This is a genomic window from Dongia sp. (assembly GCF_041906375.1).
Classification (GTDB): Bacteria; Pseudomonadota; Alphaproteobacteria; order Dongiales; family Dongiaceae; genus Dongia.
Genome location: NZ_JAYRJJ010000002.1, coordinates 114,956 through 140,330, shown reverse-complemented (window position 1 = coordinate 140,330; position 25,375 = coordinate 114,956). Strand labels below are relative to the sequence as shown.

26 protein-coding genes are annotated in these 25,375 nt (G+C 63.4%); 18 read left to right on the top strand and 8 right to left on the bottom strand.

From position 1 onward, the window contains the following. Complete coding sequence (gene lgt / locus ACE3OA_RS07265) at positions 1 to 807, bottom strand: prolipoprotein diacylglyceryl transferase (protein ID WP_374309478.1); 807 nt, start codon at positions 805 to 807, stop codon at positions 1 to 3. A 74-nt stretch (positions 808 to 881) separates the two neighbouring features. On the opposite strand from lgt, the gene ACE3OA_RS07260 reads away from it, so the two are divergent. The 5 genes from ACE3OA_RS07260 (at position 882) to ACE3OA_RS07240 (ending at position 4,551) form a co-directional block, all read left to right on the top strand. Further along, on the top strand, positions 882 to 1,145 hold the full coding sequence (locus ACE3OA_RS07260) for an accessory factor UbiK family protein (protein ID WP_374309476.1): 264 nt from the start codon (positions 882 to 884) through the stop codon (positions 1,143 to 1,145). Positions 1,146 to 1,388: 243 nt separating this feature from the next. Beyond that, positions 1,389 to 1,892, top strand: a complete 504-nt coding sequence (locus tag ACE3OA_RS07255; RefSeq protein WP_374309474.1) for a YbjN domain-containing protein — start codon at positions 1,389 to 1,391, stop codon at positions 1,890 to 1,892. Between the two features lie 39 nt (positions 1,893 to 1,931). Then, positions 1,932 to 2,759, top strand: a complete 828-nt coding sequence (proC, locus tag ACE3OA_RS07250; protein WP_374309472.1) for a pyrroline-5-carboxylate reductase — start codon at positions 1,932 to 1,934, stop codon at positions 2,757 to 2,759. Beyond that, positions 2,756 to 3,238 (top strand): YbaK/EbsC family protein, encoded by a 483-nt coding sequence (locus ACE3OA_RS07245; RefSeq protein ID WP_374309470.1) that lies wholly within the window; start codon positions 2,756 to 2,758, stop codon positions 3,236 to 3,238. The genes proC and ACE3OA_RS07245 overlap by 4 nt, the downstream gene beginning before the upstream one ends. Beyond that, on the top strand, positions 3,235 to 4,551 hold the full coding sequence (locus ACE3OA_RS07240) for an NAD(P)/FAD-dependent oxidoreductase (RefSeq protein ID WP_374309468.1): 1,317 nt from the start codon (positions 3,235 to 3,237) through the stop codon (positions 4,549 to 4,551). The genes ACE3OA_RS07245 and ACE3OA_RS07240 overlap by 4 nt, the downstream gene beginning before the upstream one ends. A gap of 45 nt (positions 4,552 to 4,596) precedes the next feature. Here the strand turns inward: ACE3OA_RS07240 and ACE3OA_RS07235 are convergent, their stop codons facing one another. From ACE3OA_RS07235 to ACE3OA_RS07225, 3 genes are all read right to left on the bottom strand, one after another. Beyond that, positions 4,597 to 6,906: a PAS domain S-box protein gene (locus tag ACE3OA_RS07235; RefSeq protein ID WP_374309466.1), complete on the bottom strand. Its 2,310-nt coding sequence runs from the start codon at positions 6,904 to 6,906 to the stop codon at positions 4,597 to 4,599. Positions 6,907 to 6,919: 13 nt separating this feature from the next. Beyond that, on the bottom strand, positions 6,920 to 8,335 hold the full coding sequence (locus ACE3OA_RS07230) for a PAS domain S-box protein (protein WP_374309464.1): 1,416 nt from the start codon (positions 8,333 to 8,335) through the stop codon (positions 6,920 to 6,922). 152 nt (positions 8,336 to 8,487) lie between these two features. Then, complete coding sequence (locus ACE3OA_RS07225) at positions 8,488 to 9,105, bottom strand: glutathione S-transferase family protein (protein WP_374309461.1); 618 nt, start codon at positions 9,103 to 9,105, stop codon at positions 8,488 to 8,490. Positions 9,106 to 9,202: 97 nt separating this feature from the next. On the opposite strand from ACE3OA_RS07225, the gene ACE3OA_RS07220 reads away from it, so the two are divergent. From ACE3OA_RS07220 to ACE3OA_RS07210, 3 genes are all read left to right on the top strand, one after another. Then, positions 9,203 to 9,568: a DUF427 domain-containing protein gene (locus ACE3OA_RS07220; protein WP_374309458.1), complete on the top strand. Its 366-nt coding sequence runs from the start codon at positions 9,203 to 9,205 to the stop codon at positions 9,566 to 9,568. 45 nt (positions 9,569 to 9,613) lie between these two features. Next, positions 9,614 to 11,290 carry a flavin monoamine oxidase family protein gene (locus tag ACE3OA_RS07215; RefSeq protein ID WP_374309456.1) on the top strand — a complete coding sequence of 559 codons (1,677 nt, stop codon included), beginning with the start codon at positions 9,614 to 9,616 and terminating at the stop codon, positions 11,288 to 11,290. Between the two features lie 104 nt (positions 11,291 to 11,394). Next, a complete protein-coding gene (locus tag ACE3OA_RS07210; protein ID WP_374309454.1) occupies positions 11,395 to 12,072 on the top strand; it encodes a TetR family transcriptional regulator in 678 nt (225 codons plus the stop codon). An 11-nt stretch (positions 12,073 to 12,083) separates the two neighbouring features. On the opposite strand, the gene ACE3OA_RS07205 is transcribed toward ACE3OA_RS07210, so the two are convergent. Beyond that, positions 12,084 to 13,313 carry a flavin-dependent oxidoreductase gene (locus ACE3OA_RS07205; protein WP_374309452.1) on the bottom strand — a complete coding sequence of 410 codons (1,230 nt, stop codon included), beginning with the start codon at positions 13,311 to 13,313 and terminating at the stop codon, positions 12,084 to 12,086. A gap of 79 nt (positions 13,314 to 13,392) precedes the next feature. Between ACE3OA_RS07205 and ACE3OA_RS07200 the strand changes: the two genes are divergently transcribed. Genes ACE3OA_RS07200 through ACE3OA_RS07190 form a run of 3 tightly spaced genes read left to right on the top strand, consistent with a single transcriptional unit; the run spans position 13,393 to position 15,631 of the window. Beyond that, positions 13,393 to 13,839, top strand: coding sequence for a MarR family winged helix-turn-helix transcriptional regulator (locus ACE3OA_RS07200; RefSeq protein WP_374309450.1), 447 nt, complete (start codon positions 13,393 to 13,395; stop codon positions 13,837 to 13,839). 32 nt (positions 13,840 to 13,871) lie between these two features. Next, positions 13,872 to 15,146: a serine hydrolase domain-containing protein gene (locus ACE3OA_RS07195; RefSeq protein WP_374309448.1), complete on the top strand. Its 1,275-nt coding sequence runs from the start codon at positions 13,872 to 13,874 to the stop codon at positions 15,144 to 15,146. Between the two features lie 14 nt (positions 15,147 to 15,160). After that, the gene (locus tag ACE3OA_RS07190) at positions 15,161 to 15,631 is read left to right on the top strand and encodes a DUF3237 domain-containing protein (protein WP_374309446.1); all 471 of its coding nucleotides are present in this window, start codon (positions 15,161 to 15,163) and stop codon (positions 15,629 to 15,631) included. A gap of 6 nt (positions 15,632 to 15,637) precedes the next feature. Here ACE3OA_RS07190 and ACE3OA_RS07185 read toward each other — a convergent pair whose 3' ends face one another. The 3 genes from ACE3OA_RS07185 to ACE3OA_RS07175 all read right to left on the bottom strand — a co-directional run bounded on the left by ACE3OA_RS07185 (position 15,638) and on the right by ACE3OA_RS07175 (position 17,539). Beyond that, positions 15,638 to 16,873, bottom strand: a complete 1,236-nt coding sequence (locus ACE3OA_RS07185) for an MFS transporter (protein ID WP_374309444.1) — start codon at positions 16,871 to 16,873, stop codon at positions 15,638 to 15,640. A gap of 66 nt (positions 16,874 to 16,939) precedes the next feature. Continuing rightward, entirely contained in the window at positions 16,940 to 17,242 is a 303-nt protein-coding gene (locus ACE3OA_RS07180; protein WP_374309442.1) for a plasmid stabilization protein, read from the bottom strand. A gap of 3 nt (positions 17,243 to 17,245) precedes the next feature. Next, positions 17,246 to 17,539: a hypothetical protein gene (locus ACE3OA_RS07175; protein ID WP_374309440.1), complete on the bottom strand. Its 294-nt coding sequence runs from the start codon at positions 17,537 to 17,539 to the stop codon at positions 17,246 to 17,248. 200 nt (positions 17,540 to 17,739) lie between these two features. Here ACE3OA_RS07175 and ACE3OA_RS07170 point away from each other — a divergent pair, with 200 nt between their 5' ends. The 7 genes from ACE3OA_RS07170 (at position 17,740) to ACE3OA_RS07140 (ending at position 25,372) form a co-directional block, all read left to right on the top strand. Further along, a complete protein-coding gene (locus tag ACE3OA_RS07170) occupies positions 17,740 to 18,456 on the top strand; it encodes a DeoR family transcriptional regulator (protein WP_374309438.1) in 717 nt (238 codons plus the stop codon). Between the two features lie 158 nt (positions 18,457 to 18,614). Then, complete coding sequence (deoC, locus tag ACE3OA_RS07165) at positions 18,615 to 19,616, top strand: deoxyribose-phosphate aldolase (RefSeq protein ID WP_374309436.1); 1,002 nt, start codon at positions 18,615 to 18,617, stop codon at positions 19,614 to 19,616. A 4-nt stretch (positions 19,617 to 19,620) separates the two neighbouring features. Beyond that, positions 19,621 to 22,005 (top strand): aldehyde dehydrogenase family protein, encoded by a 2,385-nt coding sequence (locus ACE3OA_RS07160; RefSeq protein WP_374309434.1) that lies wholly within the window; start codon positions 19,621 to 19,623, stop codon positions 22,003 to 22,005. Between the two features lie 62 nt (positions 22,006 to 22,067). Then, complete coding sequence (locus ACE3OA_RS07155; protein ID WP_374309432.1) at positions 22,068 to 22,523, top strand: RbsD/FucU family protein; 456 nt, start codon at positions 22,068 to 22,070, stop codon at positions 22,521 to 22,523. A 16-nt stretch (positions 22,524 to 22,539) separates the two neighbouring features. Continuing rightward, positions 22,540 to 23,475 (top strand): ribokinase, encoded by a 936-nt coding sequence (gene rbsK, locus ACE3OA_RS07150; protein ID WP_374309430.1) that lies wholly within the window; start codon positions 22,540 to 22,542, stop codon positions 23,473 to 23,475. Next, positions 23,475 to 24,347, top strand: a complete 873-nt coding sequence (locus tag ACE3OA_RS07145; protein WP_374309428.1) for a carbohydrate ABC transporter permease — start codon at positions 23,475 to 23,477, stop codon at positions 24,345 to 24,347. Before rbsK ends, ACE3OA_RS07145 begins: the two co-directional genes overlap by 1 nt. Continuing rightward, complete coding sequence (locus ACE3OA_RS07140) at positions 24,344 to 25,372, top strand: carbohydrate ABC transporter permease (protein ID WP_374309426.1); 1,029 nt, start codon at positions 24,344 to 24,346, stop codon at positions 25,370 to 25,372. The genes ACE3OA_RS07145 and ACE3OA_RS07140 overlap by 4 nt, the downstream gene beginning before the upstream one ends. Positions 25,373 to 25,375: the final 3 nt, after the last annotated feature.

Here is a 25,375-nt window from a genome sequence, read left to right as displayed (position 1 = left end):
TCAGGCGGTCACGGGACGACGGCCGCGCCAGACGAGATAGAGGCCATATACCAGCATGGGGACGGAGAGCCACTGGCCCCAGGTGGTCTCGACCAGCGTGCCGGTCAGTGTCTCGGGCTCGCGGAACATTTCCGAAAGCATGCGCGCAAAGGCATAGCCGATGAGGAAGACGCCCGACAGCGTGCCGAAGCGCTCGCGGATCTTCTGCTGGTGCGCCAGGACAGCAAGGATGACGAACAGGAGCACACCCTCTGTCAGCGCCTCATAGAGCTGGCTGGGATGGCGCGGCAGATTGTCGATATGGGGAAAGATCACCGCCCAAGGGACATCGGTCGGGCGCCCCACCAATTCGCCGTTGATGAAATTGGCAAGCCGCCCCAGGCCGAGGCCGATCGGCGTCGCCGCCGCGGCGAGGTCGGCGAGGGCGAAGAAGGGGATCTTGGCCCGGCGGCTGTAGATGATCATGGCGACGATCACGCCGATGAGCCCGCCATGGAAGGCCATGCCGCCTTTCCAGACCATCAGGATTTCCAGGGGATGGCTGAAATAATAGCCGGGGTCCCACAGCAGCACATGGCCGAGCCGCCCGCCGATGATGGTGCCGAGCGTCGCCCAGGTGATCATGTCCTCGCAATGGTTGGGCTTCACCAGCGCCGGTGGCTTCTTGGCGAGGTAGAGCATGTAGCGCCAGCCGATGAGGATGCCGAAGATATAGGCCAGGGCATACCAGCGGATGACGATGGGCCCGAGGGCGAGGGCCACCGGATCGAATTCCGGGAAGATGAAATAGCTGGTTTCCGGCGTCATTCTCTACTCTCGTCAGCGGGGCGTGGCTCGGTTATATAGGCCATAAGGAATGGGCCACAAGCTTAGGGACTTTCATGATGCAGAGCGACAACCGCATTCTCGATGACATGGCCAAGGTGGCAACCGGGGCCCTGGGATCGCTCACCGGCCTTCGGGCCGAGATCGAGGCCAAGGTCCAGCAGCAGCTCGAACGGCTCCTCGGCCGGATGAATCTGGTCAGCCGCGAGGAATTCGAGACCATCAAGGCCGTGGCCCAGGCCGCCCGCGAGGAGCAGATCAAGCTCGAGCGCCGGCTGCAGGAAATCGAGGCCAGATTGGCTGAAAAAGGGTCCAGCTAATCGATTAGCTAATCGATTAGCGGCGGTTTTCGGCGGCCTGAATAAGACAGGCGCATTAAACTTCGTAAATGTCTCTTGCGCTGCACCCGCAAATTTGCGACTCTAAATGTGGTGGCGAATTAACCATTCCCCATCAAGCCTTAGGGGTCGCGCGCCCCATGAGTGGCGGCTCCGGTGAGGCAAACGTCTGGTCGATCATAGGCGGCCGGTTCGCCGGCAGCCACCGCATGGAGGGCGCTTCCGATGCAGTTGAACCACGAATCGACCCTGGCCCCGACCGCTAATCCCCTCGACATGATGGAAGAATTGGTCAACGCCAATGAATGGCGCTACGACCGTTCGACCGACGAGGAGATGATCGTCGAGTTCACCGGCCAGTGGTGCGAATACCGCATGTTCTTCGTCTGGCAGGAGGATCTCGGGGCACTTTATTTCTCCTGCCTGTTCGACACCAAGGTCCCGGCGGGGAAGCGCGCCGGTGTCGCGGAACTGCTGGCGCATATCAACGAGCGCCTGTGGCTCGGCCATTTCGACCTGTGCTCGGAGGAATCGGCGCCGATGTTCCGCCATACCATCCTGCTGCGCGGGACGGCCGGCGTTTCGGCCGAGCAGCTCGAGGATCTGATGGAAGCGGCGATCCACGAATGCGAGCGCTTCTACCCCGCCTTCCAATTCCTGCTCTGGGGCGGTAAGAAACCGCAGGAGGCGGTCGAAGCGGCGCTGCTCGATACGGTGGGCACGGCCTGACAATCATCGACCGCCCGGACATCTAGGGGCGGGGATGACATGGGCAAGTTGATTCTTCCGGGTGCGCTGCTGCTCGTCGGCTGCGGCAAGATGGGCGGCGCGCTGCTCAGGGGCTGGCTGAAACAGGGCGTCGACCCGCAGCAGGTCTTTGTCGTCGACCTTGCCCCCAAGGAGCTTGATGACGTCGCCGCCGCCGGCGTCCATATCCTCTCCAGCCCGGATCAGTTGCCCAAGGATCTCAAGCCCGCGATCGTGCTTCTCGCGGTCAAGCCGCAATTCATGGACGAGGCGCTGGGCCATTACAAAAAGATGGCCGGGCCGGATACGACCTTCCTTTCCATCGCGGCCGGCAAGACGGTCGCCTATTTCAAGCGGATGCTGGGCGACAACGCGCTGATCGTGCGCTCGATGCCGAACACGCCGGCGGCGGTCAGCCGCGGCATGACGGTGATCTGCCGCGATGCCCGGGTGCCGGCAGGTATCCTGGATCTGTGCGGACAGCTGCTGTCGGCGGTGGGCGAGGTGGCCTGGGTCGATGACGAGGACCTCCTCAACCAGGTGACGGCTGTTTCCGGCGGCGGTCCGGCCTATGTCTTTTTGCTGATCGAGGCGCTGGCGGAAGCCGGCCGCGTCAACGGCCTGCCGGCGGAGCTCGCCATGCGGCTGGCGCGTTCGACCGTGTGCGGGTCGGGCGAGCTTGCCTTTCAATCCCCAGAATCCGCCACCGCGCTGCGCCAGGCGGTGATGAGCCCCAAGGGCACGACGCTCGAAGCCGTCAATGTGCTGATGGCCGAGGACGGCATCCAGCCCTTGATGAACCGCGCCATTGCCGCGGCCACCCGCCGCTCGCGGGAACTGGCCAATTGAGCGCCGCGGAATCCGGCAGCGTCGGGCGCGTTCGCGCGGCCCTGGTCGCGGCGGGACTTCCGGCCGAGATCAAGGAATTCGACGCCTCGACGCGGACGGCAGCCGATGCCGCGGCCGCCATCGGCTGCACGCAGGCACAGATCGCCAAATCGCTGGTGTTCCGGGCGACGGCATCCAACAAGGCGGTTCTGGTGATCGCCTCGGGCATCAACCGGGTCGACGAGAAGAAGCTCGGCATCCTGGTCGGCGAGAAGATCGGCAAGGCGGATGCCGATTTCGTGCGCGCCGAGACCGGCTTTGCCATCGGTGGGGTGGCGCCCGTCGGCCATACCGGCCCCGTCACCGTGCTGATCGATGCCGATCTCACGCAATATCCTGAAATCTGGGCAGCCGCCGGCGCGCCCAATGCCGTCTTTCGCCTGACGCCGGCCGATCTGGTCAGCGTAACCGAAGGCCGGGTTGCGGAGGTGAAAGCATGACGCCAGCAAACGTGACGGACCGCAGCGGCTGGGTGGCGCTGGCTGGGAATTACCGGGCCTTTCCGCAATTGGCCGGCGTCAACAAGACCGATTGGCTGGTGATCGGCGGCGGCTTCACCGGCCTTGCGGCAGCAAGGCGGCTGGCCGAACTGCACCCCCAGGATCGCATCATGCTCATCGACCGCAAGCGGTTGGGGCAGGGGGCGAGCGGGCGTAATTCAGGTTTCGCGGTCGCCATGGAAATGCCGGGACCGGGCGATCTCAATTCGGCCAAGGGGCGCGCCGACTACCTGGAGCACGCGGCCATTCACAAGGCGGCCGGGGCCGAGGTGAAGCGGCTGGTCACGGATCTGGGCATCGCCTGCGATTACGATCCGAACGGCTATATCTTTGCGGTGCGCGAGCGGGCCAAGTTCAAGGCGCTGGAGGAACGCGCCCGCGCCCTCAACGATCTGGGTGGCGAAGCGAAGGTGCTGGACGCCGCGGCGCTCAAAAGCCGGCTCGGCATCTCCTTCTACAATCATGGCCTGTGGATCGGCGCCGGAAATGCGCTGCTGCAACCGGCACGCTTTGCCAAGGGGCTGATCGACAATCTGCCGCCGCAGATCGAATGCTATGAGAATACCGAGGCGGTGACGATCACACCGAACGGCACCGGCGGTGCCACCGTGACGCTTGCGCAGGGCAGCATCCAGGCGGCGCGGGTCATCATCGGCCTCAACGCCTTCATGCCGCGTCTTGGCATCAAGCAGGACCGGGTCTTCCCGATTTCACTCACCGCCAGCCTGACGCGGCCGCTGGCGCCGGCCGAGGAAGAGGAGATGGGCCGGGCAGCGCCCTGGGGCATGCTTTGCCCGATCGAAGGTGGTGCCACGGTGCGCCTGACGGCGGACCGGCGCATCCTGATGCGCAACACAGCCGAATATGAACCGGCCGGCATCAGCGAGAAGATGCTGGCCAAGCGCCGGGAATGGCACGAGATGGGCCTTCGTCACCGCTTTCCGTTCCTGCCAAAGGACGCGATCGAATTCACCTGGTCGGGCCATATGTGCGCCAGCCGCAATTGGAGCTTCGTTTTCGAGGCGCTGTCGCCGGGCGTTTTTGCCGCCGGCTGCTACAATGGCGCGGGCCTTGCGCGCGGGACCCTGCTTGGCAAGCTGATGGCCGAACATGCCAGCGGCGAGACGTCGCCGCTCATCAAGAACGCGCTTGCACAGGAGAAGCCGAGCTGGATCCCGACCGGCCCACTCTTCACGCTCATCGCCAAAATCCGCCTCGGCCACGAACTGCGCCGCGCCCGTTCGGAACATTGAACGGCAGGGCAACGAGCTGCGGAAGCTTGGAGCGCGCGGAACCGGCTAGTGCTGCCAGCGCGGCAGGAAGACGGTAACCGTCGTTCCCTGGCCGATCTGGCTGGTGATCTCGATCCGGCCCGACATCGCCTCGGCCAGCGACTTGCAGATGGCCAGCCCTAAGCCGACGCCGCCGGTGTCGCGCACCAGCGCGTCGGATACCTGCACGAAGGGCTTCAGCACATCGGTCAACCGGTCGGCCGGAATGCCGCGCCCGGTATCGCGCACGAATAGGGCAGCACCGCGGTCGCTCACCGTGCTGCCGATTTCGACGTGCCCGCCGCCAGGCGTGAACTTTATACTGTTGGAAACGAGGTTGACCAGAATCTGCGACAGCGATTTCTGGTCGGCGGCGAAGGCCGGCGCGTCGACCGGCTCCAACAGGCGGATCTCGACGCCTTTTGCCAGCGCCATCGCGCTCAAGGTGCTGGCGATCGGCATCCAGGCATCAGCCAGGGTGAGGCGGTCGATATGCAGGTCATGCTTGCCGGATTCAATCCGTGACAGGTCGAGGATGCCGTTCACATGATCGAGCAGGAGCTGGCCGCTTTGGAGGATATCCTCGACATATGCGCGGTAGGTATCGTTGCCGATCGGGCCGATCAGTTCGCGCGTCATCAGTTCCGAGAAGCCGATGATGGCGTTCAAAGGCGTGCGCAATTCATGGCTCATGACGGCAAGGAAGCTCGACTTGGCCCGGTTCGCCTCCTCGGCGCGTTCGACTGCCAGTTCGCGATCGGCCAGCAGGCGCCGGAGTTCGTCCTCGGCCTGCTGCGCCTCGGTCATGTCGCGGATGATGGCGGTCATGGTGATCTTGCCGGCGACCTCGACCCGGGAAATGATCGCCGATAGCGGGATGGTGCGGCCGTCGGCGGTAAGTCCCCGGATTTCGCGCCAGTCACCCATTTCGCGGCTGGTCGGACCGCTTTTCATGAACGCCCGCATATGCGCCTGATGGCGATAGATCGAGGGAATCGGCACCAGCCGGTCCAGGGTCGTGCCGACCATCGCCTCGGCGGTGTAGCCGAAGATGTGCTCGGCCTGGCGGTTGAAGGAGACGATGCGCATGTGATCGTCGACGGTCACGATGCCGACCGCCGCCGTGTCGAGGATCGTGGCCAGGCGCTTTTCGCTCTCGATCAGGCGCTTGCTGGATGTTTCGACCTCCATCTCCGCCCGTTTCAGGTTGGTGATGTCGACCATGACGCCGCGCACCAGGGCCGCCTGACCGTGTTTGGCGATGGTGGAGACCACCTCGTGCAGCCAGACCACCTCGCCCCGGCTGTCGATCATGCGATAGGTCGATTCGTAGGATTGGCCCGCCGCTGTCGACAGCTGGTACAGCGCAATCGCCTGAGCGCGGTCATCGGGATGCAGGTGCTGTTCCCAGAACATCGGTATCGACATCCATTCCGCCGCGGAATAGCCGAGCACCCGTTCGGCACTGTCGCTGACATAGGTCAGCACGTCGCGATGAATGTCGGCTTCCCAGACGATGCCGTTGATGGTCGAAATGAGCTCGCGGTAATTCTGTTCAGACTGGCGCCGCTCTTCCTCCGCCAGCTTCAGGGCCGTGATGTCGCGCACGACGCCGAGCAGGCGTCGTCGCCGCTCCGTCTCGCCGGTGAAGGTCCGGCCGATGACACGGTACCAGCGCATATTGCCGGCGGCATCGGCGCGGCGGAATTCGACCTCGCACAATTCGGCGCGCGTGGTGACGACGCCGAAAGCTTCGTTTACAAGATCGCGGTCCCCTTCATGCACCATCGGCAGGAAGTCGCGGAAGCTCTCGGCGATGAGGCGCGGCTCGGTGTCGGACAGCCAGCCGGCATAGTCCTTGCAGTAGATGCGCCCGGTCTCGGGCTCGATCTCCCAGGAGCCGAGTTCCGCCGCGGCAAGGGCGAGGCGCAGGCGTTCCTCGCTCTCACGCACCGCGACATCGCTGTTGCGGCGCTGCAGCGCCATGGTGATGGTGGCATGCAGTTCGCGTTCGGAGAAGGGTTTGACCAGATAACCATAGGGCTTGGTCTGCCGCGCGCGGTCGAGTGTCGTATCCTCGGAATAGGCGGTGAGATAGATGACCGGCAGCATCATGTCCGCGGGAATGCGCGCCGCCGTCTCGATGCCGTCGATCTCACCTTCGATATGGATGTCCATCAAGACGACGTCGGGCTTTTCCTGGCTGATCGTGCGCAGGGCATCGGCGCCGGTGGAAACGATCGTGGAAGCGTTGTAGCCGAGACGGTTCAGGGTCCGGCACAGATTGAGTGCGACGATCCGTTCATCTTCGACCACCATGATCCTGGGTGCGTTCATGGGAGCTCCCGCGTCACGCTGGCTGAGGAAAGCGAATGATGAACCGCGTCGGGTCGGCGTGCCGGATATCAAATGATCCTCTCAATTGATCGGTCAGCATCGTTACCAGCTGGAGCCCGAGCGTCGGGGCGGTGGCGACATCGAAATCCCGTGGAACGCCGACACCATCGTCGCTGACGCTCATGACCAGATTACCGTCCTCCTCGGCCTTGATTTCAAGGGAAATCTGCCCGCCTTGTTCATCGGGGAAGGCGTGCTTGAGGGCATTTGAGACAAGTTCGTTGATGATGAGGCCGCAAGGAATGGCCGTGTTGATCGGCAAGGCGATGCCGTCGGCGCTGACATCGAGCGAGACACGGTTGGGATTGGTCGCGTAGGAGGACACAAGGACGGGTACGAAGCTGTCGAGGAAGGTCGCAAGATCCACCTTGGCGAAATCGTGCGACTGGTAGAGCGTCTGGTGGATGAGGGCCATCGAGCGGATGCGGTTCTGGCTGTCCCGCAGCATATTGAGCACGGCAGGATCGCCGATCTGCGAGGATTGCAGATCGAGCAGCGAATGCACGATCTGCAGATTGTTCTTCACACGGTGATGGATTTCGCCCAGCAGCACGTCCTTTTCCTTGAGCGATTGCTCGATGCTGCGTTCCTTCTGCTTGCGGTCCGAAATATCGACGATGGCTGACAGCACCATGGTGCCGTCCTCCGTTTCGATCGGGTTGAGGCCGATTTCCACCGGAAACTCGCTGCCATCCTTGCGCCGGCCGTAAAGGTCGCGGCCGATGCCCATGGGGCGCGATTGCGGCGCGTCGAAATAGGCCTGGCGCAGTTTGGGATGCTGGGCGCTCAGGCGTTGCGGCAGCAGGATTTCGACCGGCCGGCCGATGAGCTCGGACCGCTCATAACCGAATACGCGCTCGGCCTGGGCATTGACCATCTCGATCTCGCCGCGCGCATTGATCATGACCATCGCATTGGGTGCTGCTTCGACCACCAGGCGGAAGCGCTCTTCCGAGCGCTTGCGTTCGGAAATGTCGACGATGGCAGAGAGCACCATGGTGCCCTCTTCGGTTTGGATCGGGTTGAGGCCGATTTCCACGGGAAACTCGCTGCCATCCTTGCGCCGGGCAAAGAGATCGCGGCCGATGCCCATGGGGCGCGATTGCGGTGCCGCGAAATAGGATTGGCGCAAGGCCGGATGCTGCGGCCTGAAACGCTGCGGCAGCAGGATTTCGACCGGCTGGCCGATGAGTTCAGCGCGTGCATAGCCGAAGACGCGTTCGGCCTGCAGATTGACCATCTCGATCCGGCCGGCCTGATTGATCATGACCATGGCGCTGGGTGAGGCTTCGACGATGTGACGGAAACGGGAATCGTCCGTTGCCGTCCCAGATGGGGAATCCGATGATGCACTGCTCGCGTCGGACAATCGGCCTGTCTCCACTGCGGTGGAAGCTCTGGTGAATAGTGCCGCGCCTTCTGCAACGCCTGCAAGCCCCGATATCAGCTCGTCTTTGCGTTGCAACCAAAAAAAAGGTCTGATGTCCCGCGTCGCACTCGGGAATAAAGTCGGCTGCAGCCTTAATCCTGGACGGCGGCGACGGCTCTCACCGCCGGCCGCGCTGCCATTCGCTCGCGATGCGCCAGGATTTTTGGAAAGCGGGCGGGATCGACGCCGTCGCCCTCCAGCCAGGTCGCCAGGGTATAGAGATAGGGATCGCAGATCGAGTAGCGTTCGCCCATGACGAAGGGCCCGGCGAACATCTCGGTCTCGATGAGGGCGAAGCAATCGGCGACATTCTGCGGTACCTTGCGCTTCATGTCGGCCAGGGCGACGGGATCGTCGGCCCAACGATAGCCGCGCATGCGATGCGCGTGCGCCACATGCACGGTCGAACAGAGATAGCTGTTGAACGCCTGGATGCGGCCGAGCGCGAAGGGATCGTCGAGCGGTGCCAGCCCTGCCGCCGGATGCGTCTGGGCGATATAGAAGAGAATGGCCGGCGTCTCGGTGAGAATGCCGTTCGCTGTGGCCAGCGCCGGCACGCGGCCTTTCGGATTGATCTGGAGATAGTCCGCCTGGCGCTGTTCATTGCGCGTGAAATCGACCTTAACCGGCTCATAGTCCGCGCCCGCTTCCTCGAGAGCGATATGGCTGGCAAGGGCGCAGGATTGCGGCGCGTAGTAGAATTTCAGCATCTGATCCTCTCCTGGCGAATGATCGAGGCTAGCACTCGACAGGTGTGGCGGTCATTCATAGAGTGAGCCAAGCGATCACTTTCGGAGGATCCTTGCCATGAACGAGCCAGCAAAGCAGCCGGGTCCGGACCATCTGATCAGCATCGCGCCGACCGGCGGCCGTGTCGTGGTACGGCGCGAGGGCATCGTCATTGCCGAGAGCCACCGCGCGCTGACGCTCCGGGAGGCGAACTATCCGCCTGTACAATACATCCCGCGCGAAGATGTGCGCATGGATCTGCTGACGCGCAGCGCGCACCAGACTCATTGTCCCTATAAAGGGGACGCCGCGTATTTCAGCCTGGGCGCCGATGCTGCGAACGCGGTCTGGTCTTACGAACAACCGTTTCCGGCGGTGGCAATGATCGCAGGGCACCTTGCCTTCTATCCGAACAAGGTTGATTCCATCGAGATTGCGCCTTAAGCGGAGGCGCAATATTCAGCATCATTCTCGGGGAACACTGCCGCCATGGCCCAAGCCAATTTGTCTGACCAGAAACCGGTTACCATCTTCGGTCCGGACTTCCCTTTCCCGTTTGACGATTGGATCAAGCACCCGGCCGGGCTTGGGCAGATTCCGGCGGAAAGCCACGGCCAGGAAGTGGCCATCATCGGTGCCGGCATCTCCGGCCTGGTTGCTGCTTATGAACTGATGAAGCTGGGCTTGAAGCCCGTCGTCTACGAAGCTTCGCAGCTGGGCGGGCGCCTGCGCTCGCAGCCCTTTGAGGGAGCGCCGGAGGGGATCGTCGCCGAACTGGGCGGCATGCGCTTTCCGGTCTCCTCGACCGCTTTCTATCATTATGTCGACCGGCTGGGCCTGGACTCCCGCCCCTTTCCAAATCCGCTGACATCGGCCGCCGGCAGCACGGTGATCAATCTGGAAGGCCAGACCTATTACGCCCGCACCATCGAGGATCTGCCGCAGCTCTTTCGCGAAGTGGCCGACGCCTATCACGCGGCCCTCGAGGAACATGCGCAATATGCAGCATTGCAGCAGGCCATCCGCAATCGCGACGTGAAGGCGATCAAGGCGATCTGGAATCCGCTGGTCAGGGAATGGGACGAACGCACTTTCTATGATTTCGTGACGCGCAGTGCTGCGTTCTCGAAGCTCTCCTTCCATCACCGCGAAGTGTTCGGGCAGGTGGGTTTCGGCACCGGCGGCTGGGATTCCGACTTTCCCAATTCGATGCTGGAGATCCTGCGCGTCAACGTCACCGAATGCGACGACAACCAGCGCTTCATCGTGGGTGGCGTCGAGCAGGTGCCGCAGGGTATCTGGCGCCGCCAGCCCACGCGCCTGCAGCATTGGCCCAAGGGCACCTCGCTCTCCAGCCTCCATGGCGGCGCGCCGCTGCCGGGTGTCGCCCATATCAGACGGCGGGCGGACCAGAATTTCGACGTGGTCGACCGCTGGGGCCGCACCAAGACCTTCGCCGCTGTGGTCGCCACCTGCCAGAGCTGGCTGCTCACCACCAGCATCGACACGGATGAATCCGTCTTCTCGCAGAAAATCTGGATGGCGCTGGACCGCACGCGCTACATGCAATCCTCGAAGACTTTCGTCATGGTCGACCGGCCGTTCTGGAAGGACAAGGATCCGGAGACGGGGCGCGACGTGATGAGCATGACGCTGACCGACCGGCTGACGCGCGGCACCTATCTCTTCGACAACGGGCCGGACAAGCCGGGCGTCATCTGTCTTACCTATAGCTGGATGTCCGACGCCTTGAAGATGCTGCCGCTACCCGTCGAGCGGCGCGTGGAGCTGGCGCTCTCGGCCCTTGCCAAAATCTATCCGAAGGTCGACATCGCCCAGCACATCATCGGCGACCCGATCACCGTCTCGTGGGAGGCGGACCCGCATTTCCTCGGGGCCTTCAAGGGCGCACTCCCGGGTCACTACCGCTATAACCACCGCATGTACGGTCATTTCATGCAGAAGGATATGCCGCCGGCCGAGCGCGGCATCTTCCTGGCGGGCGACGATGTCGCCTGGATTCCGGCCTGGGTCGAGGGGGCGGTGCAGACGGCGCTCAACGCGGTCTGGGGCGTCATGACCCATTTCGGCGGCCAGACGCACAAGGACAATCCGGGCCCCGGCGACGTCTATCATCAGATCGGGCCTGTGGCCCTGCCCGATTGAGAGCGGCGCCGGGAACCGCAGCTCGCTTGTCGGCGTTGCATCCCAGCCTGTATCATTGGGGTCCGTATCATCGGTGTATAAAGCCCGGAAATTCGGAGGCAGGCATGGCCAAGGCAGCAGGCGCAGCGAAGAAACCGGCAGAACGGAAGAAGGCGGCCAGGAGCAAGACAGCGGGCGGCCAGACAGCGGGCAGCAAGGCGCATCCGGCCGATGCGGCGGCGGCAATGCGCGCAGCGCTGCTGCAGCTCATGGCCACCCAGGGCTGGTGCGACCTCTCGCTGGCAGCGATCGCCGAAGAAGCGGGCCTCGACATGGCCGCGGCGCATGCGACCTATCCCACCAAGGCGGCGATCCTGCTGGGCCTCGCCCGTGCCACGGATGAGGATATTCTCAACTCACTCAAGGACGATCCGCTCGACGGGTCAGGCCGGGACCGGCTGTTCGATCTCCTCATGCGCCGCTTCGATCATCTGCAGCAGCATCGCGATGCCTATCTCACTTTGCTTCACGAATTGCCGCGGACACCGCTCGAAGCCGCGTGCCTCGCCAAGCAGGTGCGTCGTTCCATGGCCCTGATGCTGGAGACGGCGGGGGTGAGCGCTTCGGGCCTCAAAGGGCTCGTGCGGGTGCAGGGCTTGATGGCGATCTATGGCGCGGGCCTCCATGCCTGGCGCCGCGACGACAGCGCGGATCTCGCAAAGACCATGGCCGAGATCGACAAGCGCCTTGGCCAGGCGGTGAAGATCACCGAGATGCTGCAGGCCCGCCGGGCCGCGGCCTGAGAGGCCGGGCGCTAGCCCACGGATAGCGAGGGTCGGTTGTTCAGGGTCTCCCGGTCGAAGCCGGCCAGCGTCTTGTAGCGCGCGGCGATCTCCTCCAATTCGGCCCGGCTGATGACTTCCGCGATATCATCGAAGCCTTGCGGGGCGCGGGTCTCGGCGATCTGCATCACTTGCTCGGGTCCGTTGCCGCGATTGGCGAGCACGATTTTTGCCGTGGCCGGGCGTCTGGCGGCTTCGTAGCTGGCCAAGGCCGCCGTGATATCCGGCCTGGTCGCCAGTTCAAAGGCCAGCGTCCGCGCATCGAGGATCGCCTGTGAGGCGCCGTTGGAGCCGATCGGGAACATGGGATGCGCGGCGTCACCCAGCAAGGTCAGGCTGCCGAAGGTCCAGCCAGGGAGCGGATCGCGGTCGACCATGGGGTATTCGAAGACATGGTTTGCCGCACGGATGATGCCGGGCACATCAAGCCAGGGAAAGCGCCAGGACTGAAAAGCCGGCAGGAAATCGCTGATATCGGCGGGCCGGTTCCAATCTTCGCGGCGCCAGAGATGCCCTTCGGGAAAACTCAGTTCGGCGATCCAGTTGATTTCGCTGCCGCCGCCACTTTCAGCGATCGGGTAGCAGACGAATTTCTGATCCTGATGGCCGGCCATCACCATGGCGCGACCGCCCAGGAAGGGCGGCGCCATGCTGACGCCCCGCCACAGGATGCGCCGGTTCCATTTGGGCAGTCCCTCGTCGGGATAGAACTGGGCGCGGGCGGCGGAATGAATGCCGTCGGCAGCCACGATCACATCGGCCGTGGCGCTGCCTGTCGCGAAATGGACCGCGCCGCCGCCGCTGCCGGTTTCAAAGCGAACCGTCCGCCGGCCAAGATGGATCCGGCCGCGGCCCAGCCGCGCCTCAGCGGCGGCAAGCAGCCGCATCTGCAATTTGCCGCGATGCAGCGAAATCTGCGGCCATTTGTACCCGGCGGCGAGGCCTCGCGCCTCACGCCAGATCTCCTGCCCGAACTTGTTGGCATAGATAAGTTCCGTCGGCGCCAGGCCGATCGCAGCAAGGTCGCCCGCAAGGCCAAGCTCGGTCAATTCGCGCACGGCATGCGGCAGCAGGTTGATGCCGACGCCCAGCGGCTTGATCTCCGCCACGGCTTCATAGACGTCGACCTCGATGCCGGCTGCGTGCAGGCTGAGCGCTGCCGTCAGGCCACCGATACCCCCACCGATCACCGCGACACGCACTTGTGGCTCCCGCAGAATTATGTATGTATAGCGTACAATTGTGACGCACCGTTGCCTGCTGTCAAGGGATGCAAGAGAAATGGCCAAGACGGGTGGCTTCGAGCAGTGGCCCGCGGATGTCGAATTCGGCCTGTTGGGTGAACTTGTCGGCTACGCCATCCGCCGGGCGCAGATCGCGATCTACAAGGATTTCGAGAAGAGCGTCACCGGCCTCACGCCACCCTTGCTGGCAGCGCTCATTCTCATCGACGCCAATCCAGGTATCAATCAAACGCGCCTTGGGCAGGTGATGGGTGTCAACCGTGCCACCATCATGGCTCTCATCGATCGGCTGGCAGCGCTGAAACTGGTCAGGCGCGCTCCCTCGGCCGCCGACAGGCGCGCCAATGCCCTGCAACTGACGGATCTCGGCCGCAAACGACATGGGATTGCCAGCGCCGAAGTTTGGGCCCATGACGCACGCGTCGCCGGCAACCTGACCCCGTCCGAACTCAAGACCTTGCGCCATTTGCTGACCAAGTTCTGATATTTTTCGTTCCAGAGACGATCGGAGAGATCATGTCCTATTTCGCCACTCCAGAAGCCGCCGCCAAAATCTATTGCGAAGCGCGCGAGAAGGCGCCTGCTACCGCCGCCGACCTCGGCCTGATGCAGGGATTTCCGGCGCCTGAAGCGCAACGCGTCACATGGTCGAATTGGATCGCCGCCCCCTATAATCGCTGGGGCTTTCAGCATGTCGGGCAATTGGTGCCGACGCTGACCGTCCAAGCCGGTCAAGCATCGGTCACTCCCTTGCCGGCGGCGGAAATGGATCTCGACGGTTTCCAGTTCGACAGCCTCAGCGGGGAACGGCAGACGCTCGCTGAACATCTCGCGGCGACCTACACCGATGCCTGCCTGATCCTGCAGGGCGGAAAGCTGCGCTTCGAGCGCTATTGGAATGGCCAGACGCCGGCGTCGCGCCACATCATGTTCTCGGTCACGAAATCGATCATCGGCCTCGTCGCCGAAACCTTGATCCAGCGCGGCATCTTCGATGAGACGCGAACAACGCGGCACTATGTGCCGGAACTGGCCGCGAGCGCTTTCGGCGATGCGACGGTGCGCCAGCTGCTCGATATGGCGGTGGGCATCGACTATGTCGAACAATATGACGACCCGGATTCCAGTTCGTCGCATTACGGCTATGCCAGCGGGCTGCTGCCCGCGCCGGCCGGACTGGGCCGCTACGCCTCGCTCTACGAATACCTGCCCAGCCTTAAAATGCGCGGGCAGCATGGCGGCCTGTTCCACTATGTCACGGCGGTGACCGAGGTGCTGGGCTGGGCGATGGAACGGGCCAGCGGCAAATCCAGCGATCAACTGGTCGAGGAGATGTTGTGGTCGAAACTCGGCGTCGAGCGTGACGCCTGTTTTGCTGCCGATCCCTGGGGCAGGGCTATCACCGGCGCCGGTTTTAACGCCACCTTGCGCGACCTGGCCAGTTTCGGCCGTCTGGTGCTGCAGGAGGGGCGGATCGATGGCGTCGAAATCGTGCCCGCGGCGGCGATCCGCAGCATCGCCGCCGGCAACGATCCCGCCATCTTCGCCCAGGATGCCGAATTTGCCGCCTGGGCACCCGGCTTCTCCTATCGCAGCCAATGGTATGTCTGCAACGAAGGCGGCGCGTCGATGATGGCCTGCGGTATTCACGGGCAATACATCTTCGTCGATTTCGCGGCGGATCTGGTGGTGGTGAAGCAATCATCCCTGCCGGCGGCGGAATCACCGGTCGGGGCCGATACGGTGCGCCTGCTGCGTGCGCTTGCGCGTCACTTCCGCGGCGCGCGTTAAGAGGGGGCACCGACATGCCAGCTAGATCAGCACCGGCACTGGCCTGGATGTTCGACATCGACGTGCGGATCGGCCCGGCAGAGCCGGCTGGTCATGGGCCCGACGGTGAACGGACGGACTATCCCATTCTGGGCGGAAGTTTTGCCGGGGCCGATCTCAGCGGCGAAGTGCTGCCGGGCGGTGCCGATTATTTCCTGATGCGCCATGACGGCGTCGGGGTGCTCGATGCCCGCTATCGGTTGCGGGCGGCCGATGGGACGGAGATCGATATCCACAATCGCGGCCTGTGGGTCCCGACCGATGCCGGGCTGGCGAGGTTGCGGGCCGGTGGCGAACCGGCCGCGGACGAACTCTATTGCCGCTGCACGCCGCAATTCCGCGCGCCCACCGGACCGCATGACTGGCTCAACCGGATCGTCTGCGCGGGCGTCGTTACCTATCCTCGAGCGGACGTCGTCGCGGTCAGTTGCTTCAAGCTGATGTGAGGCGGCTTAAACCTCGTCCTCGATGCCGCTGAGTTGGTCTGCCTCACGGAGCTTGGGAAACCAGCGCATCCATAGCAGGGTGACGGCAAGGGTGCAGACACCGCCCAGCACAGCGGCGATCACCGGTCCGAAGAAGTCGGCCGAGGCACCGGCGCGGAAGGTGCCAAGCTCGTTGGAGGCAGAGATCGCCACGGAATTTACGGCGGTGACTCGGCCGCGCAGCTGGTCGGGCGTCCACAACTGCAGCAGCACTTCACGGATATAGACGCTGATCATGTCGCTGGCCCCCATGACGACCAGGGCAGCTACTGACAGGATGAAGGAGTGCGACAGGCCGAAGACGATCGTACCGAGGCCGAAGACGGCAACGGTTGCGAACATGATCGGTCCGGCCTTGCGGCGGACCGGGAAGACGCCGAGCAGCAAGGCCATGCCGAGGGCACCGACACCGGTCGCCGAACGCAGGATGCCGAGCTCAAGGGGATCGGCCAGCAGGATATCTTTCACGAAGATCGGCAGCAACGCCACCGTGGTGCCGAGCAGCACGGCGAAAAGATCGAGCGTGATGGCGCCAAGCACGATCTTCTCGGACTTCATGTAGCGCAACCCGCCCATCAGGGCATCCAGCATGCTCTCTTCCTGTACCGGTTTTTGTGGGACAGGGTGGATGAACAGGGTGGCGAGAGCGGCCAGCAACACCATGACGAGGGCCGTGCCATAGGCCGTCATCGGCGAGATACCGTAGAGCAGGCCGCCCAAGGCGGGGCCGCTGATCGAACAGCATTGCCAGATCGCGGTGGAGCAGGAGACGGCGGCGCCGATTTCTTCGCGCTTCACCAAGGTCGGCGCCAAAGCCCTTGAGGCGGGGGCCAGAAAGGCGCGGCCGATACCGAGCAACACCAGGAAGGCAAGGATCGGCCAGATCTCGCCGGTCGGCAACTGGGCCACCAGGGCAATGCCCAGCATGGCCGCAAACTCCACCGCCATGCAGGCCGTGACAATGCGTCGTCGTGAATAGCGATCGGCGAAGGCGCCCGTCAGCATGACCAGCAGCGGCACGGGCAGGAATTGCGCAAGGCCGACGAGGCCGATGGCAAGGGCATTGCCCGACATTTCATAGATGCGCCAGCCGAGTGCCACGGTGAGGATTTCGGCGGCGAGGGTGGCGAAGAAGGCGTTGAGTTCGAGAAAGAAGAAATCCCTGTTCCTGAGAACAGAGAGCATGTTGGGCTGGGCAGTCATGAAAGATCCGAGCTTGCGGCAAGGCGGTTCCGCATACTGCCGCAAAGCCGGGATCGGTGATAGGCCTTAACCAGTGCGCTTCCTGCGGGTGACGGCTGCCTTTTTGGCCGAGGCCTTGCGCGCCGCCTTGGGCCGTGCAGCCGAGGCAGCGCCGCCCTTGCGGCCGCCCTTCCTGGCTGGCGTCTTGTTCGTCGCCTTGCCGACGCCTGAGCCGCTTTTCTTACCGCCGCCGCTCATCTTGTTGACCGTGGCCCAAGCGCGGGCCTCGGCCTCGTCTTTGCCGACGCCGCGTTTTTCATAGCCGTCCTCGATATGCGCGGCCTGGCGCTTTTGCTTCGAGGTGTATTTGTCTTTGTCACCACGGGGCATGATTCACTCCTCTTTCCGTCTCGCTAGTTTCTGTTTGGTTCGGGGCCCCTCGCCAGGCGCAGGCTGGTGGGTCGCGGGCCGGTTCTGCCGCGGATCGTCGGCAATATCCGCCTCGACTATGCCTGGCGTTGAATGGTCGCCCGGCGCCAATGATTTGCCGGCGCCTGGCCGTTTGCTTTCGGCATCCTGGATCTCAAGGCCAAACTTGGCGGCTTCGCCTTCGGCATTTGCTTTGGCGGCAGGATCGTCACCTTGCAGCGACTTGCGATACTCACGCACTCGCTTCGATTCCTTCATGGCGCTACTCCTCAACAGGTTGTTATCAATGCAATTCTGTCCTCCGCCGGAAGTTCCCAGAGTCGTCCCCATGTTAGGAATTTAACATTTTCGGATTGACGTAGCCGTCACAGCCATCGCATGCTGACACTGATGTCCGATCCAGAGAGCCGCGCCCAACCGGTCCGGTCGTGCGTCGCCGCCAGGGGAGTGTCATCCGAATGTCCAGCCGCAAATCCGAGCGCACCAATCTGCTGGCCGAAGCGCTAGCCCAGCGCGGCGTGCTGCACTTGCGAGACGCGGCCGCATTGCTGGGCGTTTCCGAAATGACCGTGCGCCGCGACGTCAGCGCGCATCCTGAGCGTTTTGCCTATCTCGGCGGTCACATCGTCAGCGCCGAGGATATTGCCGGCGGCTATGAGCTGGGGCGCGAGGCCGACAGCCACGCCAATGCCAAATTCCGCGCCTGCGCCCACGCCCTGAAGTTGATCGTGCCGGACGACACCATCTTCATCGACTGCGGTTCGACACTCGATCATTTAGCCCAGCAAATACCGGCAGATCTGACGATCACGGTGATCTGCTATTCGCTTAACGTGGCCGATCGGCTGGCACAGAAGCCCAACCTGCGCATGATCATGCTGGGTGGGCTCTATCATGCCTCTTCGGCGACCTTCTCGAGCGGCGAATGGCTTGAGCCGCTTGGCCGATTCGGCATCAACAAGGCCTTTATTTCAGCTGGCGGGGTCGATGTGGAACGCGGGGCCAGTTGTTCCCATTTCCACGAGGTGCCGATTAAGCAGAAGGCGATCGCCAGCGCGCTGGAAAGTCATCTGGTGGTGGACGAGAGCAAGTTCGGGACCGTGAAGCCGGCTTATTTCGCGCGACTCTCCGATTTCCGCTCGATCATCACGGAAGAGGGCCCCCGGGCCGCTTGACGGCTTTCCAACCCGATGTCATAAAGTGATCAAAGTTTGGTAGAATATTAACAAGCGCCGCAAAGAGCGCCGAGTGGGAGGAAACGGGGCCGATCCAGGCCCAGATCGTCCTTTTTCGGCCGTTCCGCGCGGGTGCCTTATGAAGAGACGGTGCCGGCATGGCTGATCTCAAGATCGCCCCCATCGCTTCGCATGTTGCGGGTCATAACGCCTTGGCTCGCAACGTGGCGCAGCCGCTTGATCTCGGCTGGGTGCGGGATGTGCGCGTCAATCTCTCCGCCGCCGAACGGCGCGTGGCGACGTTGCCCGGTCGCCGGACGGTCAAGAAGGATGCGCAGGCGGCCTGGCTTCTCAAGGCCATCACCTGCATCGACCTCACCACGCTCAATGGCGACGACACGACCGAGCGCGTGAAGCGGCTTTGCGCCAAGGCGAAATCACCGGTGCGCGCCGACCTCCTCGAAGCGCTCGGCATGGCGGATCGCGGCCTCACCACTGGCGCCGTTTGCGTCTATCACCGCTTCGTGGCGACCGCGGTCGAGGCTTTGGCCGGTTCCGGCGTGCCGGTGGCGGCGGTCTCGACCGGCTTTCCGGCCGGCCTCGTGCCCCATGACGTGAAGCTCAAGGAAATCTCAGCCTCGGTCAAAGACGGGGCGCAGGAAATCGACATCGTCATCACGCGCGAGCATGTTCTGACCGGCAATTGGCAGGCGCTCTATGACGAAATGCGCGACTTCCGTGCCGCCTGCGGCGAGGCGCATGTGAAGGCCATCCTGGCCACGGGTGACCTCAAAACCATGCGCAATGTCGCGCGCGCGTCGTTGGTCTGCATGATGGCGGGCGCCGATTTCATCAAGACCTCGACCGGCAAGGAAGGCGTCAACGCGACGCTCCTCGTGACGCTCATCATGCTGCGCATGATCCGCGACTACCAGGAACGCACCGGCTTCAAGGTCGGCTACAAGCCGGCCGGCGGCATTTCCGCGGCCAAGGACGTGCTCAACTACCAGTTCCTGATGAAGGAGGAATTGGGGCGCGAATGGCTGGAGCCGAACCTGTTCCGTATCGGTGCCTCGAGCCTGCTTGCCGACATCGAACGCCAACTCGAACATCACGTGACCGGCCGCTATTCGGCCTATAACCGGCATGCCGCAGGATAAGACGATGAGTGTCGCCCGCTATTTCGACGAGATGTCCTATGGGCCGGCGCCGGAAGCCGATGGCGAGGCGCGGGCCTGGCTGAAGCGCCATGAGGCGGGCTTCGGCCATTTCATCGGCGGCGGCTTCGTGAAGCCGGCCGGTGGCCAGTATTTCAATGCCGTGGATCCCGCCACGGGCGCCATTCTGGGGCGCGTGGCGCAGGGCGATGCAAGCGATGTCGACAAGGCGGTTGCCGCGGCACGCAAGGCGCAAGGTGCCTGGGCAAAGCTGCCCGGCCATGCGCGCGCGCGGCACCTCTATGCCCTGGCCCGCGCCGTGCAGCGCCATGCCCGTCTTTTTGCCGTCATCGAGGCATTGGACAACGGGAAGCCGATCCGCGAGACGCGCGACATCGACGTGCCGCAGGTGGCGCGCCACTTCTATTACCATGCCGGCTGGGCGCAATTGCAGGCCAGCGAATTTGCCGACCATATGCCGGTTGGTGTCGTCGGACAGATCATCCCGTGGAATTTCCCGCTGCTGATGCTGGCCTGGAAAGTGGCGCCGGCCCTGGCGCTCGGCAACACGGTGGTGCTGAAGCCGGCCGAATTCACCTCGCTGACGGCACTGCTTTTTGCGGAGATTTCCTGCGCCGCTGGCCTTCCTGCCGGTGTCCTCAATGTGGTGACCGGCGACGGCAGCACGGGCGCGGCCCTTGTCGGCCATGAGGGTGTGGACAAGATCGCCTTCACGGGCTCCTCGGAAGTGGGCAAGCTGATCCGGGAAAAGACGGCCGGGTCGGGCAAGTCGCTGACCTTGGAACTGGGCGGCAAGTCGCCCTTCATCGTCTTCGACGATGCCGATATCGACGGTGCCGTCGAGGGTGTGGTGGATGCGATCTGGTTCAACCAGGGCCAGGTCTGCTGTGCCGGCTCGCGCCTGCTGGTGCAGGAAGGCATCGCTGAGAAGTTCCTCTCCCGCCTCAAGCGCCGCATGCAGAATCTGCGCGTGGGCCTGCCGCTCGACAAGGCGATCGATATGGGCGCCATTGTGGCGCCGGTGCAGCTGGAGCGGATCAGGTCGCTGGTGGCGACGGGTGTCGCCGAAGGGGCGGAGCTGTTCCAGCCGGATATCGATCTGCCCAAGGGCGGCTGCTTCTATCCGCCGACCTTGCTCACCAATGTGCAGACGGCAGCGACCGTGGCGCGGGAAGAGATCTTCGGGCCTGTGCTGGTTTCGATGACCTTCCGCACGCCGGACGAAGCGGTGATGCTGGCCAACAATTCGCGCTATGGCCTTTCGGCAAGTGTGTGGAGCGAAACGATCGGCCTGGCGCTCGATATCGCACCCAAGCTGCAGGCCGGCGTGGTGTGGATCAACGCCACCAATCTGTTCGATGCCTCGGTCGGTTTCGGCGGCTATCGCGAATCCGGCTATGGGCGCGAGGGCGGCAAGGAAGGCGCTTATGAGTATCTGAAGCCGAAGGCCTGGAGCGGCCGCAAGCCGCGCATCGCTGCGGAAACGCCCAAGGAGGCCGAAAGCGTCGCCGGTTTCGACCTGCCGGCGCTCGACCGGACGGCAAAGCTCTTCATCGGCGGCAAGCAGGCGCGCCCCGACGGAAATTATTCACGCCCCGTGCTGTCGCCCAAAGGCGTGCGGCTCGGTGAAGTGGGCGAGGGCAACCGCAAGGATATCCGCAATGCGGTTGCTGCCGCGCGCGGTGCCGAAGGCTGGTCGAAGGCTACCGCCCATAACCGCGCCCAGATTCTCTATTACCTTGCCGAGAACCTGTCGGCGCGTGCCGAGGAATTTGCCGGCCGAATCGCTGCGATGACGGGCGTTACCAAGGCGAAGGCCGCAGCTGAAGTCGAAGCCGGCATCGCGCGACTTTTCTCCTATGGGGCCTGGGCTGACAAATTCGAAGGCAGCGTGCATCAGCCTCCCTTGCGCGGCGTGGCACTGGCGATGAATGAGCCGATCGGCGTCGTCGGCGTAGTCTGTCCGGACGAGGCGCCCTTGCTGGCACTCATTTCGCTGACAGCACCTTTGATCGCCATGGGCAATCGCGTCGTGCTGGTGCCCTCCGAACGTCATCCGCTGGCGGCGACTGATTTCTATCAGATCCTGGAAACCTCGGACGTGCCGGCCGGTGTCGTCAACATCGTGACCGGTGCCGCGAAAGATCTCACCAAGACGCTGGCCGAGCATGACGATGTCGATGCCGTCTGGGTCTTCGGCACCAAGGAGAATGCGGCTCTGGCGGAGAAGCTGTCGGTTGGCAATCTCAAGCGCGTGCTGACGGATCAGGGATTGGTCACGGATTGGTTTGCGCCGGAGGCGGCGGAAGGACCTATCCTGCTGCGCCATGCGGTGCAGGTGAAGAACATCTGGATTCCCTATGGCGAGTGACTAGGGTTGAGCGCAAAGCGGCACCATGAACCGCTGAAGACGAAAACGGGGAGGGACGAGACGTGCTGAAGAATATCAATCCGCTGCTGAATGCGGACGTGCTCTACGCGCTGCGTGCCATGGGCCATGGCGACCGGCTGGTGCTGTGCGATACCAACTTCCCGGCCGATTCCGTCGCTCGCGAAACCAAGCTCGGGAAGCTGTTGCGCATCGACGGCGTCACCACGGCGGAAGCGACGCGCGCCATTCTTTCCGCCATGCCGCTCGATACCTTCATTCCCGATGCGGCCATGCGCATGGAAATCGTCGGCAGCCCGCGGGAAGTGCCGCCGGTGCAGCAGGAAGTGCAGGCCGAGATCGACCGCGCCGAAGGCAAGTCCTGGCCGCTGGTGCCGGTCGAACGCATGGCCTTCTACGAGGTGGCCAAGAAGTCCTATTGCGTCATCGCCACGGGCGAGCGCCGCTTCTATGGCTGCTTCATGTTCACCAAAGGCGTCATTCCACCGGAAGCGAAATAGGGGAGCGACGCACATCATGAGCGGGGGACAGGAAGGCGTCTGCGTTCTGGGGATCTTCGTTGCCGATCTCGCCTTCATGGGTGATCGCATGCCGAAGATCGGCGAAACCATCGCCGGGTCCGGCTTCAAGATGGGGCCGGGTGGCAAGGGCTCGAACCAATCGGTGGCGGCGGCGCGCGCCGGCGCCAAGGTCACCTTCATCTCCAAGATCGGCCGCGACACATTCGGCGAGATCGCCCAGAAGACCTGGGCGGCCGAAGGCATCAAGGCGCAGGTTGGTCTGTCCGATGTCGATCCCACCGGCGTTGCCTTCATCTATGTGAACGACAAGACCGGCGAGAACGCGATCATCGTCTATCCGGGCGCCGCCGGGACGTTGTCGCCGGCCGATGTCGAGGCCGCAGCCGCCAGCATCCGTTCTGCCAAGGTGTTCGTGACGCAGCTGGAGCAGCCCGTTGCGGCCGCACAGCGCGCGTTGGAGATCGCGAAGGCGGCCGGCGTCACGACCGTGTTCAATCCGGCGCCGGCGGAACGTTTCCCCGACGCGATCTATCCGTTGTGCGACTACATCGCGCCCAATGAGAGCGAGGCGGCGGCCTTGGTCGGCTTCCCCTTGAATTCGCTGGACGATGCGCGCCGGGCCGGTGACCTGTTGCTCGCCAAGGGTGCTGGAAATGCGCTCATCACCCTGGGCGAGCGCGGCGCGCTGCTGCATGGCAAGGGCAGCTCGATCCATGTGCCGGCGGTTTCGGCGGGCAATGTGATCGACACGGCCGGGGCGGGCGATGCCTTTGTCGGCGGCTTTGCTGCCGCGATTGCCGGTGGTGTGGCCCCGGCCGAGGCGGTACGCTTCGGCTGCACGGTCGCAGGCATATCGGTGACGCGCCGTGGTACCGCGCCGGCCATGCCCATGCGGGCCGAGATCGATGCACTCCTGGCCAAGGTAGCGTGATGCGCAACGATCCGATCAAATATTTCTTTATTTGGCCGGCCCTCTTTGTGGTGCTGGCGATCTCGATCTTTCCGCTGATCTATTCGCTTACCACCAGTTTCATGAGTTTTCGCCTGGTGCCGCCGACACCGCCGCGTTTCATCGGTCTCGAAAACTACGGCAGTCTGCTCGCCAATCCGCGCTTCTGGCATGTCACCGTGACGACCAGCATCATCGCCTTCATCTCGGTGGCCATCGAATATGTCATGGGCTTTGCCGTGGCGCTGGCGCTGCACGCCAAGGTGCCGGGCGAAAAGCTGTTCCGGGTCGGCTTCCTGATGCCCATGCTGATCGCCCCCGTCGCGGTGGCCCTTATTGCGCGCCAGATCTTCAATCCGACGCAGGGCCCGCTCAATCAGTTCATGACCTTCCTGGGTTTCCCGAACCTGCCCTTCCTCACTGAGACCCATTGGTCGATCGCCGCCCTCATCACCGTCGAAGTCTGGCAATGGACGCCCTTCATCATCCTGATGCTGCTGGCCGGCCTCGCCACCCTGCCGGACGATGTCTATGAAGCGGCGTCGCTGGAAAACGCCAGTCCCTGGCGGCAGTTCTGGGACATCACCTTCCCGATGATGCTGCCAATCTCGGCGGCGGTGGTCTTCATCCGCCTCATCGAGAGCTACAAGATCATCGATACCGTCTTTGTCCTCACCGGGGGCGGGCCGGGCATCTCGACCGAGACGCTGACTCTCTTTGCCTATCAGGAAGGCTTCAAGAAGTTCAACCTGGGCTACACCTCGGCCCTCTCGTTCCTGTTCCTGATCGTCATCACGGTGATCGGCGTGGTCTATCTCGCGATCCTCAAACCCTATCTGGCGAAGCATCGATGAGCACCCGAATCCTCAAAGGCCCGCCGCGCTATTTCGCCCTGCTCGGCATCCTGTTCTGGGCGGCGTTCACCCTGTTCCCGCTCTATTGGGTGGTGGTGACCTCGTTCAAGACCTCGCTGTCGGTGGTGGGGCAGGCGACGTTCATTCCCTTTGTCGATTTCGATCCCTCGCTGCAGGCCTGGCGCGAGCTCCTCTCCGGCGAACGCGGCGAGTTCTTCAATAATGTCATTGCTTCCACCATCATCGGCCTGACCTCATCGGTGCTGGCGACCGCCATCGGCGCCATGGCCGCCTATTCGCTGGTGCGGTTCCCCTTCAAGGTGAAGCTGGCTTCGGGCCTCGTCTTCTTCGTCATCGCCTGTGGCGGCTATCTCATCGGCTACAACGTCTTCGGCTTCAGCCGGGCGACGGCGATGATCATCGCTTTCGTCACCGCCCTCATCCTGTCGCTGATCACCAACCGCATGCGCGTGCCGGGACCGGTGCTGGGTAACGAGGACATTATCTTCTGGTTCGTCAGCCAGCGCATGTTTCCGCCCATCGTTGCCGCTTTCGCGCTTTTCCTGATGTATAGCGAGATCGGGCGTCTGGGCTTCAAGCTGATCGACACCTATGTCGGCATGACGCTTGCCTACATCGCCTTCAGCCTGCCGATCGTCGTGTGGCTTATGCGCGATTTCTTCGCCGCCCTGCCGCTCGAGGTGGAAGAGGCGGCGATGGTCGACAACGTGCCCTCCTGGCGCATCTTCACCGGCATCGTCCTGCCGATGTCGGTCCCCGGCCTGGTCGCTACCTTCATGATCACCCTGGCCTTCGTGTGGAACGAGTTCCTGTTCGCGCTCTTCCTCACCAATGCCAAATGGCAAACGCTCCCCATTCTCGTCGCTGGACAGAACAGCCAGCGCGGCGACGAATGGTGGTCGATTTCCGCCGCTGCGCTGGTTGCCATCGTTCCGATGATGATCATGGCGACGTTGCTGAGCAGACTCATGCGGTCCGGTCTGCTGCTCGGTGCCATCAAATGACCG

Bases quoted from the DNA above. Each gene is read 5' to 3' on its own strand.
- ACE3OA_RS07175 (WP_374309440.1), bottom strand. From the start codon at position 17,539: ATGAAGGAATCGAAGCGAGTGCGTGAGTATCGCAAGTCGCTGCAAGGT.
- lgt (WP_374309478.1), bottom strand. From the start codon at position 807: ATGACGCCGGAAACCAGCTATTTCATCTTCCCGGAATTCGATCCGGTG.
- ACE3OA_RS07240 (WP_374309468.1), top strand. From the start codon at position 3,235: ATGACGCCAGCAAACGTGACGGACCGCAGCGGCTGGGTGGCGCTGGCT.
- proC (WP_374309472.1), top strand. From the start codon at position 1,932: ATGGGCAAGTTGATTCTTCCGGGTGCGCTGCTGCTCGTCGGCTGCGGC.
- ACE3OA_RS07180 (WP_374309442.1), bottom strand. From the start codon at position 17,242: ATGCCCCGTGGTGACAAAGACAAATACACCTCGAAGCAAAAGCGCCAG.
- ACE3OA_RS07235 (WP_374309466.1), bottom strand. From the start codon at position 6,906: ATGAACGCACCCAGGATCATGGTGGTCGAAGATGAACGGATCGTCGCA.
- ACE3OA_RS07190 (WP_374309446.1), top strand. From the start codon at position 15,161: ATGCCAGCTAGATCAGCACCGGCACTGGCCTGGATGTTCGACATCGAC.
- ACE3OA_RS07225 (WP_374309461.1), bottom strand. From the start codon at position 9,105: ATGCTGAAATTCTACTACGCGCCGCAATCCTGCGCCCTTGCCAGCCAT.
- ACE3OA_RS07200 (WP_374309450.1), top strand. From the start codon at position 13,393: ATGGCCAAGACGGGTGGCTTCGAGCAGTGGCCCGCGGATGTCGAATTC.
- ACE3OA_RS07160 (WP_374309434.1), top strand. From the start codon at position 19,621: ATGAGTGTCGCCCGCTATTTCGACGAGATGTCCTATGGGCCGGCGCCG.
- ACE3OA_RS07215 (WP_374309456.1), top strand. From the start codon at position 9,614: ATGGCCCAAGCCAATTTGTCTGACCAGAAACCGGTTACCATCTTCGGT.
- ACE3OA_RS07145 (WP_374309428.1), top strand. From the start codon at position 23,475: ATGCGCAACGATCCGATCAAATATTTCTTTATTTGGCCGGCCCTCTTT.
- ACE3OA_RS07140 (WP_374309426.1), top strand. From the start codon at position 24,344: ATGAGCACCCGAATCCTCAAAGGCCCGCCGCGCTATTTCGCCCTGCTC.
- deoC (WP_374309436.1), top strand. From the start codon at position 18,615: ATGGCTGATCTCAAGATCGCCCCCATCGCTTCGCATGTTGCGGGTCAT.
- ACE3OA_RS07210 (WP_374309454.1), top strand. From the start codon at position 11,395: ATGGCCAAGGCAGCAGGCGCAGCGAAGAAACCGGCAGAACGGAAGAAG.
- ACE3OA_RS07185 (WP_374309444.1), bottom strand. From the start codon at position 16,873: ATGACTGCCCAGCCCAACATGCTCTCTGTTCTCAGGAACAGGGATTTC.
- ACE3OA_RS07170 (WP_374309438.1), top strand. From the start codon at position 17,740: ATGTCCAGCCGCAAATCCGAGCGCACCAATCTGCTGGCCGAAGCGCTA.
- rbsK (WP_374309430.1), top strand. From the start codon at position 22,540: ATGAGCGGGGGACAGGAAGGCGTCTGCGTTCTGGGGATCTTCGTTGCC.
- ACE3OA_RS07220 (WP_374309458.1), top strand. From the start codon at position 9,203: ATGAACGAGCCAGCAAAGCAGCCGGGTCCGGACCATCTGATCAGCATC.
- ACE3OA_RS07195 (WP_374309448.1), top strand. From the start codon at position 13,872: ATGTCCTATTTCGCCACTCCAGAAGCCGCCGCCAAAATCTATTGCGAA.
- ACE3OA_RS07260 (WP_374309476.1), top strand. From the start codon at position 882: ATGATGCAGAGCGACAACCGCATTCTCGATGACATGGCCAAGGTGGCA.
- ACE3OA_RS07255 (WP_374309474.1), top strand. From the start codon at position 1,389: ATGCAGTTGAACCACGAATCGACCCTGGCCCCGACCGCTAATCCCCTC.